The organism is Undibacterium cyanobacteriorum (genome assembly GCF_031326225.1).
In the GTDB taxonomy this organism is placed as follows: domain Bacteria; phylum Pseudomonadota; class Gammaproteobacteria; order Burkholderiales; family Burkholderiaceae_D; genus Undibacterium; species Undibacterium cyanobacteriorum.
Window position 1 is genome coordinate 1033207 of record NZ_CP133720.1, and the last position, 16135, is coordinate 1049341.

Annotated in this window: 10 protein-coding genes; 6 read left to right on the top strand and 4 right to left on the bottom strand. The window is 47.9% G+C overall.

The features are described 5' to 3' along the window. Positions 1–65: 65 nt before the first annotated feature. The 4 genes from RF679_RS04265 (at position 66) to RF679_RS04280 (ending at position 4114) form a co-directional block, all read left to right on the top strand. A complete protein-coding gene (locus RF679_RS04265; protein ID WP_309482978.1) occupies positions 66–1040 on the top strand; it encodes a TIM44-like domain-containing protein in 975 nt (324 codons plus the stop codon). A gap of 186 nt (positions 1041–1226) precedes the next feature. Further along, the gene (locus tag RF679_RS04270) at positions 1227–1886 is read left to right on the top strand and encodes a ubiquinone biosynthesis accessory factor UbiJ (protein WP_309482979.1); all 660 of its coding nucleotides are present in this window, start codon (positions 1227–1229) and stop codon (positions 1884–1886) included. Continuing rightward, a complete protein-coding gene (gene ubiB, locus RF679_RS04275; protein ID WP_309482980.1) occupies positions 1883–3451 on the top strand; it encodes a ubiquinone biosynthesis regulatory protein kinase UbiB in 1569 nt (522 codons plus the stop codon). The genes RF679_RS04270 and ubiB overlap by 4 nt, the downstream gene beginning before the upstream one ends. Positions 3452–3487: 36 nt before the next feature. Further along, entirely contained in the window at positions 3488–4114 is a 627-nt protein-coding gene (locus RF679_RS04280) for a methyltransferase domain-containing protein (protein WP_309482981.1), read from the top strand. Positions 4115–4334: 220 nt separating this feature from the next. Here the strand turns inward: RF679_RS04280 and RF679_RS04285 are convergent, their stop codons facing one another. The 4 genes from RF679_RS04285 to kynU all read right to left on the bottom strand — a co-directional run bounded on the left by RF679_RS04285 (position 4335) and on the right by kynU (position 12651). Further along, positions 4335–6440 carry a M13 family metallopeptidase gene (locus tag RF679_RS04285; protein WP_309482982.1) on the bottom strand — a complete coding sequence of 702 codons (2106 nt, stop codon included), beginning with the start codon at positions 6438–6440 and terminating at the stop codon, positions 4335–4337. 354 nt (positions 6441–6794) lie between these two features. Further along, the gene (locus RF679_RS04290) at positions 6795–9626 is read right to left on the bottom strand and encodes a TonB-dependent receptor domain-containing protein (protein WP_309482983.1); all 2832 of its coding nucleotides are present in this window, start codon (positions 9624–9626) and stop codon (positions 6795–6797) included. Positions 9627–10447: 821 nt separating this feature from the next. After that, positions 10448–11302, bottom strand: coding sequence for a tryptophan 2,3-dioxygenase (kynA, locus tag RF679_RS04295; protein WP_309482984.1), 855 nt, complete (start codon positions 11300–11302; stop codon positions 10448–10450). Positions 11303–11394: 92 nt separating this feature from the next. Continuing rightward, positions 11395–12651 (bottom strand): kynureninase, encoded by a 1257-nt coding sequence (gene kynU / locus RF679_RS04300; RefSeq protein ID WP_309482985.1) that lies wholly within the window; start codon positions 12649–12651, stop codon positions 11395–11397. 173 nt (positions 12652–12824) lie between these two features. Between kynU and RF679_RS04305 the strand changes: the two genes are divergently transcribed. Then, entirely contained in the window at positions 12825–13310 is a 486-nt protein-coding gene (locus RF679_RS04305; protein WP_309482986.1) for an Lrp/AsnC family transcriptional regulator, read from the top strand. Between the two features lie 250 nt (positions 13311–13560). Next, on the top strand, positions 13561–16131 hold the full coding sequence (locus RF679_RS04310; RefSeq protein WP_309482987.1) for an ATP-binding protein: 2571 nt from the start codon (positions 13561–13563) through the stop codon (positions 16129–16131). Positions 16132–16135: the final 4 nt, after the last annotated feature.

Consider the following 16135-nt stretch of genomic DNA (forward strand, 5'->3'; position numbering starts at 1 on the left):
AAATTGCTGTCAAAAATAATTGTTGTTTAATTCGTGAAAACCTTCGTTTTCAATAGGAGAAGTTAATGAAACATATTTTGTTGAGTATCGCTTTGTTATTTGGTGCGATGACGATGGTCGCAGCCGATGCAGATGCCCAACGTATGGGCAAACGTGGTTCGTTCGGGCGTCAATCCAATAACGTCACCCAGAAGGCGCCAGCGGCGACGCCCGGAGCACAACCAACCAATCCAGCAGCGGCTGCTGCGAAGCCTGGCACGCCTAACGCGGCGGCACCGATTCCACCACAAAAACCAGGCTTACCTTGGAAGGGTATCGTTGGTGGCTTAATTGGCGGCGCATTGTTGGCAGGTTTGTTCTCCTCACTTGGTATGGGTGGTGGCTTGGCGAGCGCATTGGGCTCGATTCTGACTTGGGCTTTAATCGCTATGGCTGTGGTCTTTATCTATCGCTTAATTATGCGTAAGAAACAAGGTAATGCACCTGCGATGTTCAATCAGGCGCAACCTGCCTATGCTGGTGCAGCAAATAATGTTGAACCTTTCCAACGCGTTGAATCGCAGCCGAACTCTTACACGCCAGCATCGAGTGGTGCGGGTGCCTTTACACCAGCTTCAGTGAGTACTGCGAATTTGAATGCCGTACCAAATCAAGCTAACTGGGCGATTCCTGCTGATTTTGATGTGGCTGGCTTTATTCGCCATGCAAAGAGCAACTATATCCGCCTGCAAGCGGCATGGGATCGCGGTGATATCAACGACATCCGCGAATTCACTTCTCCGGAAATGTTCGCTGAAATGAAACTCGAGTTGCAAGACCGTGGCGCAACGAAAAATGTCACCGATGTGGTGAGCTTGGACGCTGAATTATTGGGCATCGAAACGCAAGCCTACGATTACTTGGCGAGTGTCAAATTCACAGGCACCATCAAAGAAGGCGAACACGGAGTGGCAGAACCATTTGCTGAAGTATGGAATTTGGCGAAGCCCATCAATGGACAAGGTGGTTGGGTTTTGGCTGGTATTCAGCAACTCAACTAAGAGAAGTCAGGCCTTTGCTAAAGCATCGATTTGCGATGACGCAAAAAATCTTGAATTAGTTGCCTGATTTTGCAGGTCAGAGCTTGATCTGGAGCTGCAGAACAGGTGCAGATCTCGGTGAAACGAGCGAATGCTGTTAAACTTAGAACCGCGCACAATCGATGCGCGGTTTTTTTATTGGTGCGCATGATTTCTACTTCTTTCGTCTTATTTGTGAACCACCTGTTGAGCAAGGAACCCTGGGCTCAGGCGCGATTACGTCCTTATGCCGGTAAGTCTGCTTGTGTGGATCTGGAAGTGACCCAAGTGCGCGTTCAAGTTGGTGCCGATGGCTTATTTCAGGCGGTTGATGCAGGCACGACAGAGGATAATGTCACTCTACGTATTAAACCCGCCGATCTGCCACTGATAGCTCAAGATACCAAGCGCGCCGTGGCTTACGTCAAGATTGAAGGCGATGCTGATTTTGCCAATGTGTTATCAGGCTTAAGCCAAGATCTGAAATGGGAAATCGAAGACGATCTGGCGAAATTGGTGGGCGATGTGCCTGCCACACGTTTAATTGGTCTTGGCCGATTGGCAGTAAGCCATTTACAGCGCACCCATCAGAATTTGCAGGAAAGTTTGGCAGAGTATTTCTTGGAAGAGAACCCCACACTGGTGAGGCCGCAAGCGGTGCAAAGTTTTGCTGATGGTGTGGTCAAAACCCGTGACGATGTTGAGCGTCTCATGAAACGGATTGAAAAAATCGAGCGTAGTGATTTACTGGCGCGTAAAAAGCAGAAGATGAGCACCACCACTGAAATACAAAACGAGCGTATGGATAGCGAGAAAGTAGAGAAATGATTTTAAATTCCTTACGTCTTTTTAAGATTGTTCGCATCGTTCTGCAATATGGTATCGATGAAATTATCGTCAACGCGATTCGTGCTCCGCGCGGCGCGGGCTTTTTGCAGACGCTTTTGTTTTGGCGCGACCTCTCTGCGCCACGTGGCGAACGTTTGCGTCGTGCATTGGAAGAGCTTGGTCCTATTTTTGTAAAGTTTGGACAGGTGTTGTCGACACGGCGCGACCTGATGCCGCCTGATATCGCAGACGAACTGGCATTGTTGCAAGATCGGGTTCCATCTTTCGATCCCGATTTAGCGGTGGCGCAGATTACCAAGTCTTTGGGCGCACCGCCAGATCAATTGTTCGCAAGTTTCGAACGCATTCCAGTGGCTTCTGCCTCGATCGCTCAGGTGCATTTTGCGAAATTAAAAGATGGTCGTGAAGCTGCTGTGAAAGTACTGCGTCCCGGCATGAAAGAGACCATCGATCGCGACGTCGCCCTGATGCGCATCGCCGCTGGATGGTTGGAATTTTTATGGGCCGATGGCAAACGTCTCAAGGCCAAAGAGGTCGTCGGAGAGTTCGATAAGTATTTGCATGATGAACTCGACCTTATGCGCGAGGCTGCTAATGCCAGCCAATTGCGTCGCAATTTTGCCGAATCCGATCTCTTGATCGTGCCTGAGATGTATTGGGATTATTGTTCACCATCCGTCATCGTGATGGAACGTATGTATGGCATCCCGATTTCGCAGACAGAAAAATTACGCGAAGCGGGCGTCGATTTAGCCAAGCTGTCCCGCGATGGCGTGACCATTTTTTTCACGCAAATTTTCCGCGATGGTTTCTTCCACGCCGATATGCATCCGGGGAATATTTTGGTGTCGACCGCACCAGAAACTTTGGGACGCTACATCGCGCTGGATTTCGGTATTGTTGGTACGCTTAACGATTTCGATAAAGATTATTTGTCGCAAAACTTTTTGGCTTTCTTCCGACGCGATTACAAACGTGTTGCCGAGGCCCACATTGAATCGGGCTGGGCACCCAAAGAAACTCGCGTCGATGAATTAGAGGCTGCCGTACGCGCTTGTTGCGAGCCGATTTTCGACCGACCATTAAAAGATATCTCGTTCGGCCAAGTTTTGTTACGCCTGTTTCAGACTTCACGCCGCTTCAATGTGGAAGTGCAACCGCAGTTGGTTTTGCTGCAAAAAACTTTGCTGAATATCGAAGGTTTGGGACGTCAACTCGATCCCGATCTTGATTTGTGGAAGACTGCTAAACCTTATCTTGAACGATGGATGAGTGAACAAGTAGGCTGGCGTGGTCTCAGCGAGAAATTGCGTGCGGAAGCCCCTCGCTATAGCCATATCTTCCCACAACTGCCGCGCTTACTGCATCAAGCCTTGAGTCATGCGGCAGAGGGGAATCAACAAGATCTCTTATTGGCAAAGCTGCTGGCCGAACAGAAAGCGACGAATCGTTTGTTGCGTATCTTTATCGGAAGTGCGGTTCTGATTGGTGTCTGTGGTTTAGCGTATTGCTTGGCGCGATATGTCTTACACTGGAATTTCTAGCACCAATCAAAGGTGACTGTAACAAGTTGATCATCTATGGACTTTCAAACCAGAGATCCACAACGCGCTGAGTTTTGGGATGAACGTTTCGAGAAGGACTTTACACCTTGGACCGATGGCCATGTGCCACAACAATTGCAGGCGTATTTGATGCGTGTTGACCCTAAGGTGTGCTTGGTGCCAGGATGTGGGCATGGCTATGAGCTAGCCGCTTTTTTTCAAGCGCAGTGGCTGGTGACAGCGATCGATTTCTCAGCTTCGGCCGTCGCGAGAGCCCAAGCGATGTTTCCGCAGCAGGCAGCTGCTATCGTCCATGCCGACTTCTTTGCTTACCAAGCGAAGCCAAAGCTCACGAGCATTTATGAACGCGCTTTTCTGTGTGCGTTACCACCACAACAGCGCGCCGCCATTGTGGAGCGCTGGTTCGATTTATTGCCGCCCGGTGGCGTACTATTTGGCTTCTTCTTTTTGGACGCGTCGCTTGATCAGGTTTTAGCTGATGCTGCACGTGTCATCAAAGGGCCACCCTTTGTGATGTCGCCTCTCGATTTGCAAGAACTGATGCAAGATCGGTTTGAATGCATCGAGGATGAGGCTGTGCCCGATTCGACCACAGTGTTCGTTGGACGCGAACGCTGGCAGGTGTGGCGACGCCTAGGATGATGTATTGCTAGCGGTAGATAAACAAAAGCGCGCTATGTTGAATTTGTTGAACATAGACGCGCTTTGTTTATTGATGCTGACTCATGATGCGACTGATTTCATTGGGAAAGCGATTGACGAACAACGAAGGACGTCAGACCGATCGCGCTAAGACGCAGAAATCGAGAGAGCTAGGAGCTGCTGTATTGCCGCTCCTAGCTTACTTCGCTTCTGTGTTCGCTTACCAAATCGTAATGCGCTTGGCAGGTTCCACATACATCTTATCGCCAGGTTTCACTCCGAATGCTTCGTAGAACGCATCGATGTTGGTCAATGGACCATTCGCGCGGAACATCGCTGGCGAGTGTGGATCAGTCGCTAATAAACGAATCGCTTCATCATTGCGCGATTTGCCGCGCCATACCTGTGCCCAGCCCAAGAACACACGTTGGTTGCCAGTAAAACCGTCGATGACCGGTGCATTCTTGCCGTTCAAGGAAATTTGATAGGCCTTGTAGGCGATTGCCAAACCGGAGTTGTCACCAATGTTTTCACCCAAGGTCAGTTTGCCGTTGACCTTGTAGCCTTCGATGGGGCTGTAGCTGTTGTATTGCTCAACCATTGCATCCGTCAATTTCTTGAAGTTCGCTTTGTCTTCGGCCGTCCACCAGTCGCGCAAGTTACCGTCACCGTCGGATTGACTACCCGAGTCATCGAAACCATGGCCGATTTCATGACCAATCACGGCGCCGATACCACCGTAGTTGACGGCATCATCCGCATCTGGATTGAAGAATGGTGGACGCAAAATCGCTGCAGGGAAGACGATTTCGTTTTGACGTGGGTTGTAGTAGGCGTTCACCGTTTGTGGGCTCATGCCCCATTCTGCGCGATCCACGGGCTTGCCGAGACGATCGATCATACGTTGGTAGTTGAATGCGCGTGTCGCACGGATGTTTGCCAGCAAACTATCACGAGTGATCGACAAGGCACTATAGTCGCGCCACTTGTCTGGGTAGCCGATTTTCGGCGTGAATTTCGAAAGTTTCGCTAAGGCTTCCTTCTTAGTCGCTTCGCCCATCCAAGGCAAAGTCTCTATGCTTTGTTTGTAGGCTAACAGAAGATTGTTAACGAGTTCCTGCATACGCGCTTTGCTAGAAGCAGGGAAGTGCTTCTCGACGAAGAGTTGTCCGAGTGCTTCAGATAGGCTGCCTTCAACGCTGGCGACGGCACGCTTCCAGCGCGGTTGCATTTCTGGAATACCACGCAATTTCGCGCTATTGAACTTAAAGTCTTGCTCCACAAAACGTTTGCTCAACAAGGGGGCGTAAGCATTCAATAAGCGCCATTTAAAGTAAGTTTGCCAAACCGCGACTGGTGTTTCATCGATTAGTTTTGCAAAGTTTGTCAGATAGCTCGGTTGACGCACGACGACGTAATCGATTTTTCCCGCGGTGCCCATGCTCGTAAGGTAAGCGTTCCAATCAAAATTGGCCAGTAAGTCGTTGAGCTTGTTGATTTCGACTTTGTTGTAGGTTTTGACTGGATTGCGGTTCTCTACATTACTCCATTGGATTTTCGCAATCTCGGTTTCAAAGGCGAGAATAGATTGTGCAGCTTGGTTGGGGTTTTTCATACCAGCCATACTTAGCATTTTTTCGACGTGCTCGAGATAGGCTGCGCGTGCATCTTTGTATTTTGCGTCATCGAGTTTTAGATAGTATTCGCGATCAGGCAAACTCAAGCCGCTCTGTCCAACGGAGACGGCATATTTGGAGGAGTCCTTCGCATCTTGTGTCACGCCAGCACCGATTGGTGTTGCAACGCCGATGCGTGCTAAGTAGGCCATTACCTTTGGCAATTGAGCCTTGTCATTAAATTTGTCGATAACAGCGAAGTCTTTTTTTAAGGGCTTGATGTCAGCTGCTTCGATACGCGCTTCGTCCATAAAGCTGGCGTACATATCAGCGATCTTTTGCTGATTTGTTCCAGCTTTCAAATCCTTGCGTTTGGCCAGTGCTTCGATAATTTCGCGGCATTGCTGCAGTGAGAGATCGGCTAAGGCATCAAATGAACCGGTACGACCTTTGTCTGCTGGAATTTCGGCTGTGTCGAGCCATTTGCCTGCAGTGAAACGGAAAAAATCATCTTGTGGGCGTACGTTTTTATCGATCCATTGCAGTTCAATTCCAGAGCCTAGTTTTTCGGCTGCTTTCTGATCGGGTTCCATCGCCTTCGATGGTGTTTTTGGGCTCTCTGACGTAGCCTGAGCACTTGTCATTACCCCAGCCGCAAAAATCGTTGAGATCATCAAACTGAGTGTGGTGCGAATGAATTTAACCTGCATAGTGTCCTCTCTCACTTTTGGGAATTTATCCAGATACTTCTGGATGAGTTTTTTTCATTTTGCCGTGATGGCTGGTCGGGTTACAGCTGCTCGAATCATCATGCAGTGTAGCTCGTTTTTACATAGACTTAGATGAACTCAGACAAGAAAAGTTTGGAGAGAGTTCCGCTTTCGGAAACAATATTCGGAAGCGGCGTGCTGTACAGCGAACCGAGGAAGTCACGAAAAATACACAAGACGAAGTACGAAAAAGAGCATAAAAAAAAGCCCTAGGTTTCCCTAGGGCTTTTTGCTTGCACAGCATACTCAGTAAAGTATGTTGTTTTTAGCTTGGTTCTAACAATTTAGAATTGATTAGAACTTCAAGTTGCCAACAACGTAGAACTGACGACCGAGTGGGTCTGTGTAACGACCGTCGTAACCCAATTGGTTACCACCACCTTCAATACGTTGAGAGAATGGTGGATCTTGGTTGAACAAGTTCTTGATACCAGCTGTCAACGTCAAGTTTTTGCTGAAGTTGATTTTAGATTGCAAATCAACTGTGTAGTAAGCATTAACTTTACGTGTCAAACCAACGTAGTCACCTGGTGTGCCGTCAGCATTACGTACACGGATTGCGCCATCGTCTTCTGTGATCACAGAATCTTTGTAGCTAGAGTGATAGCCCAAGGTTGCTGTATGTGTATAACGCTCAGATGGTTTCCATGTTGCTGCCAAACGAGAGATTACGCGGAATGTTACGTCATTGTATTTGTTGAACTTGCCAACGCTTTCTTCGATCGCGTCACCTTTGATGCCGGAATCCAAGTCAGCTTTCAACATGTAAGTACCTGTCCAGTTGAAAGTTACTTTACCGTTAGATGTATTCATACGGTAAGAGTGATCCCAGTCGATACCTTGGAATTTCGCGCTTGCCAAGTTGAATGGCAACAAAGTCGCAGCCAAAACGTTTTGCTTTTGGATTGGATCGTAGTAAGCAGAGAACAAGGAAGCGTACTTAGCTGGGTTCAAGAAGACTTCAGATTGGGACAAAGTCTTGATCTGATCTTTCAACTCAACATTCCAGAAGTCGAAACCAACGGATACGTTTGCTGTTGGTTCGATACGGAAACCCATAGTCCATTGTGTGGATTTTTCTGGTTTCAACGCAGCCGCACCAGTGCTGGAGTTACCGCCAGTCAAGAGGTTGTATTCAGCTGTGCCTGTGCACAATGGCAACAATGGGCCAGATGTGATTGGGCATGGGAAGAAGTTAGAAGAACCACCGTTCACAACTGGCAATGTGATCGCGCTCATGGATGGAGCTTTGAAGCCTGTACCATAAGATGCACGCAACAATGTTGTGTCAGTTGGGCGGAATGCGCCAGACAACTTGTAAGTTGCAGAGCTTTGTTTTGTACCTTGAACCGCAGGAGCGATCAAATTACCGTCAACATCGAAGTTTTTCGCATTCTTAACTGCATCGTAACTGTCGTAACGTGCTGCGAATGTTGTTTCGAAGTTCTTAGCAATTGGCATGTACAACTCACCGAACGCACCCCAGCTATTGCGTGAGCTGTCAATCGGCAATGCACCTGTACCACCACCAACGTTAGTGTCAGTCCAGTTTGGTTGCAAGCTGTTTGGACCCATTGCGATCGCGCTTGGATTGTCCACAAAAGTTTGCTTCATTGTGTCTACGCCCAAACCGAGGCTAGAGCTGCCGCCAGCCATCTTGAACAACTCACGTGAAGCGCGCAAATTCAAAACATTGATTTGCGATGTGGATGTATCCAACACTTGTTTCAACACGGCTGGAGCTAAGGCTGCTTTAGTCGATGCGCTTGGTGGCAAGAATGGATTCCACGCACCAGATTTGATCAATGCATCGAGTTTTTCGCCAGACGTGTAACCTGCAACAGCGTTATCGATTGCTTTGTTTTCAGAGAAGATGTAAGACGCGTTGTAGTCCCAACCTTTGAAAGAGCCTTCGAAGCCTGTCGCTAAGTGACGGGATTCTGTTGCCCAACCGTCGGTACGACCACCTGCATCAACCAAGCGCAAAGTCATTGTTGCGCGTGTTACAGCAGCTGGATTACCACCGATTTTTGTCAAAGCCGGAGCAATTGTGTTTTTCCACAAGGAGCTATTGAGGTCGATACCCAATGGTTGTGCTGGTGCAGCAAAACGTGCTGTGCTTGTGAATTTTGTGAACATGCCTTCTGCGAAGAAACGCAAGTCATCATTGATGTTGACGTTAATGTTCGTCAAGAAGCTGTCGCGCTTCAATTCTGGCAACAATTGTACAGTTGCGCCGTAGTTGAACAAGCAACGACGACCGACGTTGAATGTGTTTTCTGCTGGGCAAGTACCGTTGTTAGCGAAGTATGGGTTGAAGTTAGCAATTGTGCCGCCAGTCAGGTTAACGTTACCTGGGATGGAGTTACTACTCAACATGTACATTGTGTATGCTTTGCCGCCTTCGTTGAATGGTGTTACACCACCCAAGCGAGAGAATTCGCGGTCAGATGCATTCAATTCAGCTTGTTCGTCGTGGCTATATGCAAACAAAACATTGTAGCCATCGTTGTTCAAGTCACCGAAACCTTTGGACAAAGCAAAGTTTGTTGTTTTGCCTTTAGAAGATTCTTGTGGTGTGCTGTATGTGAATTCAACGTTGAAGTCTTTTTGGTTTTTCTTCAAAACGAAGTTCACAACACCCGCAATCGCGTCAGAGCCGTACAATGCAGAAGCACCGTCAGTCAAAATTTCAACACGTTCAACAGCTGACAAAGGAATGCTTGCCAAGTTAACTGTAGAGCCTGTTGTGAAAGGCGCAACGCGGCGACCATTCAAGAGAACCAAAGTGTAGTTGTCACCGATACCGTGGATAGATGCAGTTTGTGTACCACCGCCGCCACCGTTAATCGATGTAGAGGAAGTCACGAAACCTTGCATAGAAGGCAAAGTTGCGATCAAGTCAGCAGCTGTTGTAGCGCCGGACTGTTCGATTTGAGCCTTAGATAAGGTTTGTACAGGCAATGCGCCTTCGACAGCGATACGCTTGATCGAAGAACCTGTAATTTCAATACGTTGTGCTGCACCATCTTGTGCGAAGGCTGGTTGAGCAACCACGCCTACACCCATCACAGCGCCGCTCACAAACATCATGCGAACGGAGCGAGATAAGATCTTTTCTACCATGTTAACTTCCTCCAGTTATTTAACAACGAAACTAGCTTTTAAAAAAGTTCTTGTATTTTCTTAAAAACATTTCCGGAAATGCATTTCCTTGTGGGAACCAGACCTTCGATTTTTTCTTTACGCTTTCGATGAATGGATTTGTTTAAGTAAACGAACTATTCATTGGAACGTAAAAAAATGTTATCGAATTTGCCCTGAAAAAACATTCACCCCGAATGAGAACATTTGCGGCGCTGCAGTGTCAAGCTGGCAAATGTTGCAAAACATTGTCAAAAAAGTATTTTTAGAATAGTGCCACTTTAGTACCAATTGAGGGCTTTAATGATTGATCCTTGGGAATACTGTTCGTGAGCGTGCGATGCTGGGGTGTGTCGGGCTTTTATTCGATAACATGAACTTTTTTGGAAATTTTATTCTACGGAAGCGATAAAAAATGTGATTTTGTTTGACGGTGTGCGGTGGGCTCCGCGCAGTCGGTTCCACAGTTGCAGCACTGTAATAGTGTTGTTTTGAGGAAATTTTTTTATAGGCAACATCACGCTTGAAAAAATAAATTTTTCACGTTGTTTGATTGCGTCATTTTTACAACGTTTTACTGTCGAATTGACTACGTTTTTGTTTTTGCATGCGGAGCTTTAACGAGTCACGTTGACCCACATATCGCATGAGGAATCGATAAATTGAGGGCTTAGCTTGAGCCTCTATCGGCACAAAAGATTTTCCTTGTGGCAGCAAAATTGATTTGTATATTGCAATGCAAAAAACGGGTGAGCCTTTGAGAACTCACCCGTTTTGAATATCGTCAGCACTAAAAACTCTGATCAAAGTTCTGTGCGAATTGAGAACAGTTCAGGGAATAAAACAACATCGAGCATTTTTCGTAGATAACTCACTCCCGCTGTGCCGCCAGTACCGGTTTTGAAGCCGATGATGCGTTCGACTGTAGTGACATGACGGAAACGCCAGATGCGGAAGGATGTTTCCATATCAACTAGCTTTTCAGCCAATTCGTAGAAAGCCCAGTGTTGTTCTGGTGCTTGATAGATTTTCTGCCAGGCTTTTTTGACCGAATCATTGGGGCTGACAGATTTGGTCCAATCGCGCTGTAATCGTTCTGCATCGATTTCGAAACCATTGCGAGCCATGTACATGATGGCTTCGTCGTAAATGGACGGTGCGTGCAATGCGGCGTTCAATGTTGCATGAACCTCCGCTTTGCTCTCGTGCACGCTGAGTAGGTTGGCGTTTTTGTTCCCTAACAAATATTCCAGTTCGCGATATTGGTGGGATTGAAAACCGGATGAGTTTCCTAAGTAGGGACGTATCGCCGTATATTCACTCGGCGTCATCGTGGCGAGTACATCCCATGCGTGCACTAATTGGTCCATGATGCGGGCAACGCGTGACAGCATTTTGAACGCAGGAGGAAGGTCTCCAACTTGAATTTGCTGACGAACGGCATGGAGTTCGTGCAGCATTAGCTTGATCCACAATTCACTGGTCTGATGCTGAATGATGAACAACATTTCGTTGTGATTCGGAGACAGCGGGTGTTGTGCGCTGAGAATTTGTTGCAAGCCGAGATAATCGCCGTAACTCATGTCGTGGCTGAAGTCCATCTTGGCACCGTGCCAAGACATCGGGCATTTCTGTTCTTGATTGGAAGCGTCGGTCATATTGTTCTCAATGGTTGTTGGCGTTTTTTAGGGATTCGACGAATGCAAGATGCCTACGAGCGCATCTTGTTTTTCAATACTTTGACGAGTGTTTAGGTCACTGCATTCCGCTTGAGGTCGATTTGGTAATCTTGTCGATCTAAAATATCTCGCAGGATTTCAGCCGCATCCCATACATCAACGAAGCGTGTGTAGAGCGGTGTAAAACCAAAGCGCATGATCGATGGTTCGCGATAATCTCCCACCACACCACGTTCGATCAAGGCTTGCACTACGGCGTAAGCATGAGGATGGGCGAAGCTGACCTGGCTGCCTCGACGTTGATGCTCACGCGGTGTCACCAAGCTGACCGGATGATGAGCGCATTGCGCTTCCACGAGGGCAATAAACAGATCGGTTAATGCCAAAGATTTCTTGCGGATGTTATTCATCGAGGTCTTGCCGAAGGTCGCCAGACCACATTCGACCATAGCCAGAGAGACTATCGGTTGGGTGCCGCACAGCGCACGACGGATACCAACCGTTGCAGTGAAGCTCGGTGCCATCGCGAATGGCGCAGCATGTCCCCACCATCCACTTAAAGGATGGTTAAATTGCTCCTGATGACGGCGCGGTACCCACACAAAGGCCGGCGCACCGGGTCCACCATTGAGGTACTTGTAGCAACAACCGACCGCAAAGTCGGCTTGAGCTTGGTTCAGTTGAACTTCAACCGCGCCGGCTGAGTGGGCAAGATCCCAAATACACAAGGCTCCACGTTGATGGGTCAGTTTTGTGACAGCTTCCATGTCGTGCAAATACCCGCTGCGGTAGTTTACGTGAGTGAGCATCACCAAAGCGGTATCGTCATTGATCGCCGTTTCAAGTTCTTCAGGGCTGTCGATTAACTGTAAACGATAGCCACGATCGAGCCAGCGCATAATGCCTTCGGCCATGTAAATGTCGGTCGGGAAGTTACTACGCTCAGTCACAATCACGCGGCGATTTGCGTGATCCGTGGATTGCGCTTGAATTTGAAGCGCCGCTGCAATGGCTTTGAAAAGATTGATTGAGGTGGAGTCCGTCACCACGACTTCGCCTTGCTCAGCGCCGATGAGAGGCGCGAGTAAATTGCCAAGTCGTGATGGCATTTCGAACCATCCTGCTTTATTCCAACTGGTGATGAGATCTTGTCCCCATTCTTGCGTGATGAGCTGCTGAGCACGCAATAGTGATGCTTTAGGTTGTGCGCCAAGCGAGTTACCATCCAAATAGATCATGTTTTGCGGGAGGCTAAAGTCCTCGCGCAGTGGGGCCAGTGGGTCGGCTTGGTCAAGAGCGATACAGTCTTCACGAGATAGGGCAGTCATAGGTAGTCGGACTCTGAATTGGAAAGTGATAACAATTAGTTTAGTAAAACACTTCAAATGAGCTGACATTTTATGCCGTATTTTCTGATGTGTCCTTGCAAAATGGGGTGGGTTTGTCGGCAAAAGTAGAATAAAATTGAAAAACAAAACTTATTTTTGACTGAATATTTCGTATGCAATTAGACCAGACCGATCTCAAAATTTTGACCTTGCTCCAGGCTGATGGCCGTATCAGTAATCAAGATCTCGCAGAGAAAGTTTTTTTGTCGGCCTCGTCTTGTTTGCGCCGAGTCCGTATGCTTGAAGAGAGTGGCATGATTAGCCATTACCGCGCAGTGTTAGATCCAACCGTGATTGGCTTGGAGGTCGACGCCTTTGTGCAAGTGACGATGCGGCGCGATGTAGAACAATGGCACGAAAATTTCACCAAGGCGATTCAGAGTTGGCCGGAAGTCGTAGGTACTTACATCATTACCGGCGACGCCAACTATTTGTTGCGGGTGAGAGCCAGAAACCTCAAGCACTACTCTTCGTTTGTTCTGGAGCGTCTTTACAAAACTACGGGCGTACTTGATATTCGATCGAATATCGTCTTACAAACCTTAAAAGACAGTAGTGAAATCGCGCCAGAACTCATTTTGGAAAGTTCGAGTTCCTGAGCTGTGACCTAGCGTACGATGATTGCCCAAGGTAAAAAGATGACCTAAATGTAAGTCGTTGTTTTCTCGAGCTATTTCCTTGTTTTTTGCTTAAGAGACGCTGGTGTGTATGAAAAATCGGCGTACACTGTATTGCGTCACGGAAATTTTTGTGTTTCTGCGGAGAGCGCAGTATTCCTTACCTCAAGAAACGGCGTGACCACATTGACCAACCAGCATTGGCTAGGATTCGCCATCTCACCGTTCGAGTATGCAGGAATCGCACTTACGATCCAAAATTCAACAGTATCGACGTCACGCGTTGATGCTGGGTTTGTGCTTGTGTCTGCTGTGGTCTTTCTCCATTTATCGTTTTGAGAACGCTGCTTTCGAGAAGCGAGCGGCAACGGTCATAGAACTTGAACAAAAGCGTGCGAATGCACTCGCGCAAAGCGTGGTGGCTGATTTGCAGCGCAGTTTGCGGAATATGCAAGGCATTCCCTATGTTTTGGCGAATCAAGCTCTTGTATTGGAGGGCGTGCGCAGTGCAGTTCAAGTTTCAATTGATCAAGAGCCCCCCGAAAAACGCAAGCTGAGAATTCGACAGCAAAATGCGAAAGATCCATGGCGCCAAATTAATCAGGCACTTTACAACGCGCGCAACCACCTCAGTTTTGACTTTGCTTATGTGTTAGATCGTAATGGTGATTGTCTCGCGGCGAGTGATTTTCAGTCGGCCGAGTCACTCATTGGTAACAATTATTCAGAGCGCCATTATTTTAAAGCTGCTCTCAATGGAGAATCAGGCTATCAATTTGCACTTGGAAAAACGTCGCGTACGCCTGGGCTCTACTTTTCCGCGCCCGTATTTGATGGCGAAAGAATCGTAGCGGTGATGGTGGCGAAAATAGATATCGCGCGGCTCGCGCAGCATATTGATCTGAGCGGCATTTTCCTGATCGACGAAAATGGCGTGGTGATTTTGGCGCAGGACGGGCAGCAAGTGATGAAAGCGAATCAAGCCAGCCGAGTGTTCGATTTGCCGCCTGAAAAACGCAAGTCTTTGTACGGACGAGACGAGTTTTCATTACTCGATGTAAAAGCTTGGCACGACCCACGATTCCCCAGCTTGAAGCAGATCGGGAACCAGCAAACACCGTCAGTACTTGGACGCTTTCAGTTGAGCGAAAAACCTTTGGAAGTCATGAGCGCTTTATCACTTTCCGAAATCGATGTCCTAGAAAGTGAGAAAGACCGGACTCTGATGATTTCCACAGTCGCCGGGTGCTGTGTGATCATCATCGTTGCTTTCATTCTTCTGTACTTCTTAGAAAGCAATGTAACCAAACAGGTCTTGCAAACTCAGCGGCGAAAACTGAGTGAAGCGCAGAATTTGGCGTCTATGGGGAGTTGGAGCCTCGATCCTGAGCGTGGTTTGTTTAGTTTTTCTGATGCAGCACGTCGATTATTATCGATTCATTGTGTCGATGGAGATTTAACTACATCTAATTTTCTTGAGCGAGTTCACTCGCTCGATAGGGAAAGTGTTGAGCAGGCTTTGCGACGAGCAATCGAACAGCAGCACGACCTGCATATTGGGTTTCGCTTGGTCGAACCTCTCGGCGATGTGCGTTTTTTCGTCGCGGATGCGAGGAATTCGATTGAACCAGCGACCGGTGAGCATAGTTTAGAGGGCACGGTCCGCGACGTCACCGAATATCAAACTTTGCTTAACGCGCTTGAGAGCAGTGAGGCACATTTGCGTAAAGTGATCAATGCCTGTTTGATCGGAATCGTCCAAGGGCGCCAAGACGGACGTCTGTATGGCGCCAATGAAGCATTCCTTAAGCTTAGTGGATTTTCAGCAGAACTAGTAGAACAGCAGCTTCTATCATGGGCTGACCTTACGCCGGAAATCTATCGTGAACGTGATCAAGAAGCGCTCGCTTCTTTGCAACTCGATCACGTCGCGAGCTCCTACGAGAAAGAGTTGATTTGCGCCGATGGCAGAGTGATCCCAGTGCTAGTTGGAATTGCCATGGTTGACGTACAAGAGCGTGATTGGGTGGCCTTCGTATTGGATCTTTCTGAGCGCAATCGAGTCCAACGTTTGCAATCGGAATTTATCGCGATCGTGAGTCATGAACTGCGAACTCCACTGACTTCGATTCGTGGCTCTCTTTCACTATTGGAAAATGGCGTGATGGGAGCATTGCCTGAGAAAGCTCTACAGATGATTAGCGTGGCGCATCGCAACAGTAAGCGCTTATCAAATCTGGTGAACGACATACTCGATATGGAAAAACTCAGTACGGGCAAAATGAAATTGTCGATGCGCGTGTTGGATCTGGTGAATCTACTTCCGCAAGTGCTCGAAGCGAACGCCGCTTATGCTCAGAGTTGCTACATCAGCTTTGAGCTTGAGTTAGAAAAAGATGGCGCCTTTATCTGGGGTGACGAAGAACGCCTGCATCAAGTGCTCGGTAATTTGCTGTCCAACGCGGTGAAGTTTTCTGAACCCCATCAGAAAGTCGTTCTGAGACTCATGGGAGATGAAGCTCATTGGCATATTCACGTGATTGATCATGGCCCTGGCATTCCATCGGACTTTCAAGCGGTCATGTTTGACAGCTTTGCCCAGGCTGATAATTCAGATACCCGTCAAAAACAAGGCAGTGGACTGGGCTTGAAAATCACCAAGTCCATGGTCGAGCTCATGGAAGGCAAAATCGGATTCACGAGTTCCGTACAAGCTGGTACCGACTTCTGGATTAGCTTCGAAAGAATCGACCCATCGGCACAGTTTGAGAACCTCTCTGCTGAAGCAGAATCAATCTCCTAACATC

What these genes read in the sequence shown, in the direction of transcription:
- kynU (WP_309482985.1), bottom strand. Translation starts at nt 12,651, where the DNA reads ATGACTGCCCTATCTCGTGAAGACTGTATCGCTCTTGACCAAGCCGAC.
- kynA (WP_309482984.1), bottom strand. Translation starts at nt 11,302, where the DNA reads ATGACCGACGCTTCCAATCAAGAACAGAAATGCCCGATGTCTTGGCAC.
- RF679_RS04290 (WP_309482983.1), bottom strand. Translation starts at nt 9,626, where the DNA reads ATGGTAGAAAAGATCTTATCTCGCTCCGTTCGCATGATGTTTGTGAGC.
- RF679_RS04280 (WP_309482981.1), top strand. Translation starts at nt 3,488, where the DNA reads ATGGACTTTCAAACCAGAGATCCACAACGCGCTGAGTTTTGGGATGAA.
- RF679_RS04310 (WP_309482987.1), top strand. Translation starts at nt 13,561, where the DNA reads ATGCAGGAATCGCACTTACGATCCAAAATTCAACAGTATCGACGTCAC.
- RF679_RS04270 (WP_309482979.1), top strand. Translation starts at nt 1,227, where the DNA reads ATGATTTCTACTTCTTTCGTCTTATTTGTGAACCACCTGTTGAGCAAG.
- RF679_RS04265 (WP_309482978.1), top strand. Translation starts at nt 66, where the DNA reads ATGAAACATATTTTGTTGAGTATCGCTTTGTTATTTGGTGCGATGACG.
- ubiB (WP_309482980.1), top strand. Translation starts at nt 1,883, where the DNA reads ATGATTTTAAATTCCTTACGTCTTTTTAAGATTGTTCGCATCGTTCTG.
- RF679_RS04305 (WP_309482986.1), top strand. Translation starts at nt 12,825, where the DNA reads ATGCAATTAGACCAGACCGATCTCAAAATTTTGACCTTGCTCCAGGCT.
- RF679_RS04285 (WP_309482982.1), bottom strand. Translation starts at nt 6,440, where the DNA reads ATGCAGGTTAAATTCATTCGCACCACACTCAGTTTGATGATCTCAACG.